This is a genomic window from Kitasatospora sp. NPDC041917 (assembly GCF_055589745.1).
This window is the reverse complement of sequence record NZ_JBVJBI010000089.1, coordinates 1-4,081: the sequence shown is the minus strand read 5'-3', so window position 1 is coordinate 4,081 and position 4,081 is coordinate 1. Positions and strand designations below refer to the sequence as shown.

The window sequence follows — 4,081 nt, the reverse complement described above, 5'->3', positions numbered from 1 at the left end:
CACCCTGGGCTGCTTCAATGCGCCTGTAGTGCCCGAAGAGGTAGGCGACGAGGATCTTTGGGAGGCGCATCGTGTATGCGCGGCTATTGCGCGACCATGATAGCGTGCTGAGTGGTTAGTGATATTGGGCTCTTCAGCATGATGGGCAGTTCTGAGAATTTCCATAAAGGAACCCTGAAAATTGGTGCTGGCCTGGGTGGAATGCCCGGTGGTCGTTGCGGTGAGGGCAGCGGCAGGCTGAATGCCGGGACGGGCGGGTGTGCTCGTCGAGGGGATCTGCGGGTTTGCTGGGTGTCCGCTGGTTCCTTCGAGGGGCGGCGTCCCGCTCGTGGGTGGGCACCAGGGCGCTGACGAGGGTCTCGTCCGCCACCAGATGTCGGCTGGTGCGGACCGGGGTCGGCGAGGGTTGTGGCGGTCGACGATCCCCGTCGGTCGCCGTACGGGATACATCGAAGAGCGGTGACAGCTGGGGCACCGCCGGTTTCGCCCGTAGTGCCCACCAGCAGACCCGGCCCTCCACGGGGCGCCCACACGGCTGGCCGGGCCCGGACGATTCCGGGCCCGGCCTCCGCAGTACCTCGCTGCTGGACAAGCCCCCGGCGGGACTGCTCCGAGCCCGAGTGCAGTTCGGTGAACACCTCGATGAGCCCACGCTGCTCCGTCGGCGCACGCGCACGAAAGCCAACGCGGACCAGTCGGCAGGTTGCGCGACAAACCTTGGCGTACCCAGGTCATCAACCAGGTCCGCGGCCTGATCATCAGTGCGCCGGGCGAGGTCCGCGAGAAGCTGCGCGGCCTGCCCACCAGCGAACTGATCAGGACACTGGCCCGGTCGAGACCGGGCGCCAACATCGCCGACCCGGCGACCGCTGTCCGCACCGCCCTGCGACGACTTGCCCGGCGTTACCAGTACCTGAACGAGGAGATCACCGACGCTGATGCCGAGCTCTCACAGCTGGTGACCCAGGCAGCGCCCAGCCTGGTGGCACTGCCGGGCGTGGGCACCGAGACTGCCGCCCAACTCCTGATCACTGCAGGGGACAACCCTGACCGACTTCGGTCGGAGGCAGCCTTCGCCCACCTGTGCGCGGCAGCTCCCGTCTCAGCGAGCTCCGGACGTACCCACCGGCACCGCCTCAACCGAGGCGGCGACCGTCAGGCCAACAACGCGCTCCACATGATCGCCTTGGTCCGCATGCGCTACGACACACGCACCCGCGAGTACGTCGCCCGTCGCACGGCCGAAGGCATGTCCAAGAAGGACATCCTCCGCTGCCTCAAGCGCTTCATCGCCCGCGAGGTCTACAGGCACCTCGCCAGCCCATCAAGCGTTCACAACCGGCCTCTTCAGACCGCTTGACGATCTATAGGAGCTTCCTACTCCGCCTCATGGAGTCACTGCGTACGGCGGACGGAATCGAGTTGATCAGGAGCCTCGCGCAGCGGCTCCTGCAGGAGCTGATCGAGGCCGAGGCGACCGCCCGGATCGGCGCCGAGCCGGGCGAGCACACCGACGCCCGCACCACCTGGCGCAACGGCCACCGCGACAAGACCCTGACCACGCAGGCCGGCGACCTGGAGCTCGCCATCCCCAAGGTCTGCACCGGCAGCTTCTTCCCCAGCCTGCTGGAGCGACGCCGCCGCATCGACCAGGCCCTCTACGCGGTCATCATGGAGGCCTACGTCCTGGGCGTGTCCACCCGCTCGGTCGACGACCTGGTCAAAGCCCTCGGCGCGGACACCGGGATCTCCAGGAGCGAGGTCTCCAGGATCTGCGCGGACCTGGACGAACAGCTCACCGCCCTCCGCGACCGGCCCCTCGGCCACACCCGCTTCCCCTACGTCTACTTGGACGCGACCTACTGCAAGGCCCGGGTGAACCGTCCTGGTCCCGCTGGGTCACCCTCGCCATGCTCGCCCACGCCTTCCTGGCCGTCGTCCGCGTCGACGAGCACCGTCTCCGCCCCGGCCCCGACGACCTGATCCCGCTGACCTGCAACGAAATCCAGCGACTCTTCATCGCCCTGATCGCCCGACCCGTCCACGAGGCCGGTCACTGGCTCCGCTGGTCCCACTGGCGGCGGCGTCATCAAGCCCATTCCCAGGCCAGCCACTACAGTCGTCAAGCCGCGAGCAAAGCATGATCGTTATTTACAGCTGGAGTATTAGGGGAAAGATATCGCCCGAAAGTGAAGCCCTGAATGGCCCCTCCACGTCGAGCAAGTAATGCGAGAATCATGACATAGCAAGGCACTTTCGCCTTGGTCGTCGGCTGGTATATATTGAGGAGTCGTTATGGTGTCGTTCGAATCGTGTGCGCGGTCCCAGCGTCGCAGGAATGCGTCCCTGGCGGAGAGGGCCTCTGTCCGAGCACACGCTCTACCGTCCGGGGTAGCGCGGGTGCGGTCGTTGCAGCGTGCCCTCGGGAACAATGGGATGCGTGCGGCGTTGGCTGAGGATGTGGAGCCAGGGGCGGGTGCAGCGGTCCGGGCGGTACTCCGGATGCCGGGCAGCCCTCTGCCGCCGCAATTCACGCGCGAGATGGAGGAGCGCCTGGGTACCGACCTCGCCGACGTGCGCGTCCACACCGGCCATGCTGCCGCAGCCTCGGCACGAGATGTCCACGCCCAGGCCTACACCAGCGGCCACCACATCGTGCTGGACGAGCACGACAGCGATCCCACCCGAACCCCGGTTGGCCGCAACCTCCTGTATGAAGAACTCTCCCACGTCCTCCAGCAACGCCACGGCCCTGTCTCCGGCACCCCAACCCCCGAAGGCCTCACCGTCAGCCATCCCAACGACGCCTACGAACAAGCCGCCCACTCGCAAACCCCCCACCCGACCGTCCCCTCCGCATCGCTCCCTGCCATCACTCAGCACACCACCATCCAACGCGCACCGGCCAAACGTCGCCCCCACGAGCACCAGATCATCGGTAAAGGCGGCAAAATCATCGGCACCAGCCGCCACAATGAAGAGGACATAGAGAGCCGTTTGAAAAATTGGGCAAATATTAATCTGACTCCCGGACCTGGACGGTCTCCTCTGATTTCAGAGAAGGACAAAGCGGGCACTTTCTCCTGGGTCGACCCTCAGCAGAAGATTTTTCTGGTGACTGGACACGGTGGCTCGAGAAAATTTACGGTATCCATGGATGACGGCAGCGAAATGTCACTCTATGCGCACCAGCTTGCGACCCTCCTGGAAATATCCGACGCAGCCTATGCGGCATTCGTATCCGACAGTCCCAGCGGTGCAGTTCTTCTACATTCTTGCCAAACCGGCCTAAAGGTATCCGAAAAATTTCCTGAAGTCGGTCAAGGGCTAGCTACTGCTCTTGGGCGCCGAGTCTACGCGCCAGCAGGAAAAGGCAAGATGGCCGCCCTGAAGAAGCCTAACGTTACGGGCTTTCGTTCTGTCGAAAATGAATGGAAGGTATTCGAGCCGGAAGGCTCAGGGGGGCTTCCGGATCGACCATCAGAATACCTAGACCTGGCCATTCCTCCGGAAGCAGTTCCGGAAGATATTAAAAAGGCTGAAGCGGACTTGGCGTGGATTATTTAAGGCTCCGACTCTCGATGCCTGGGTCCATGCCTACAAATCACACCAGGCCCCACCAGTCGCTGGACATGGCCGTGACCCGCACAGGTGACGCACGTCCACCGCGGCCGCCGCGCCCTGCTCGCCGAGGCGCGTGCCGCCGGGCAGCTGGCCCAGGCCGGGCAGGACGGCCGCCTCGGCGGCGGCCGCCTTGATGGCGGCCGCCTTGATGGCTCGCGCGAGCCACTCGCGGCCGAGGGCCGGCACCCCGCGACCGCAGGCGGAGACGCCGGCATCGCAACCGCGGCTGGGTACCTCGGAGCGGAAGTTGTCAAGTCAACTGAGACAGTCTGATCTCAGGCGTTCTGGCACCTACTGAATGGCGCCAGGTCATGGCGAAGAAACGGCGCAAGACTCTTGTGGTCTGCACCGATTGCCATGACGCGATCCATTCAGGAAAGCCAACCAGCAGCGTCACGAAATAGGTCACTGGAGAGCCCGTTACGGGGAAACTCGTACGGCGGGTTCGGAGGGGGGC

Annotated in this window: 2 protein-coding genes and 3 pseudogenes; all 5 read left to right on the top strand. The window is 64.7% G+C overall.

Annotated elements, in window-relative coordinates; genetic code table 11:
* Nucleotides 1-721 precede the first annotated feature (721 nt).
* A pseudogene (locus tag ACZ6EM_RS40160) lies at nt 722-1,360 on the top strand (transposase); the annotation flags it as partial.
* Nucleotides 1,357-1,881 (top strand): annotated as a pseudogene (locus tag ACZ6EM_RS40155) (transposase); the annotation flags it as partial. The pseudogenes ACZ6EM_RS40160 and ACZ6EM_RS40155, both read left to right, overlap by 4 nt.
* Nucleotides 1,881-2,144, top strand: a pseudogene (locus tag ACZ6EM_RS40150) (IS701 family transposase); the annotation flags it as partial. The pseudogenes ACZ6EM_RS40155 and ACZ6EM_RS40150, both read left to right, overlap by 1 nt.
* Nucleotides 2,145-2,295: 151 nt before the next feature.
* The gene (locus ACZ6EM_RS40145) at nt 2,296-3,567 is read left to right on the top strand and encodes an eCIS core domain-containing protein (protein WP_465774643.1); all 1,272 of its coding nucleotides are present in this window, start codon (nt 2,296-2,298) and stop codon (nt 3,565-3,567) included.
* A gap of 326 nt (nt 3,568-3,893) precedes the next feature.
* A complete protein-coding gene (locus ACZ6EM_RS40140) occupies nt 3,894-4,028 on the top strand; it encodes an HNH endonuclease (protein WP_465774644.1) in 135 nt (44 codons plus the stop codon).
* Nucleotides 4,029-4,081: the final 53 nt, after the last annotated feature.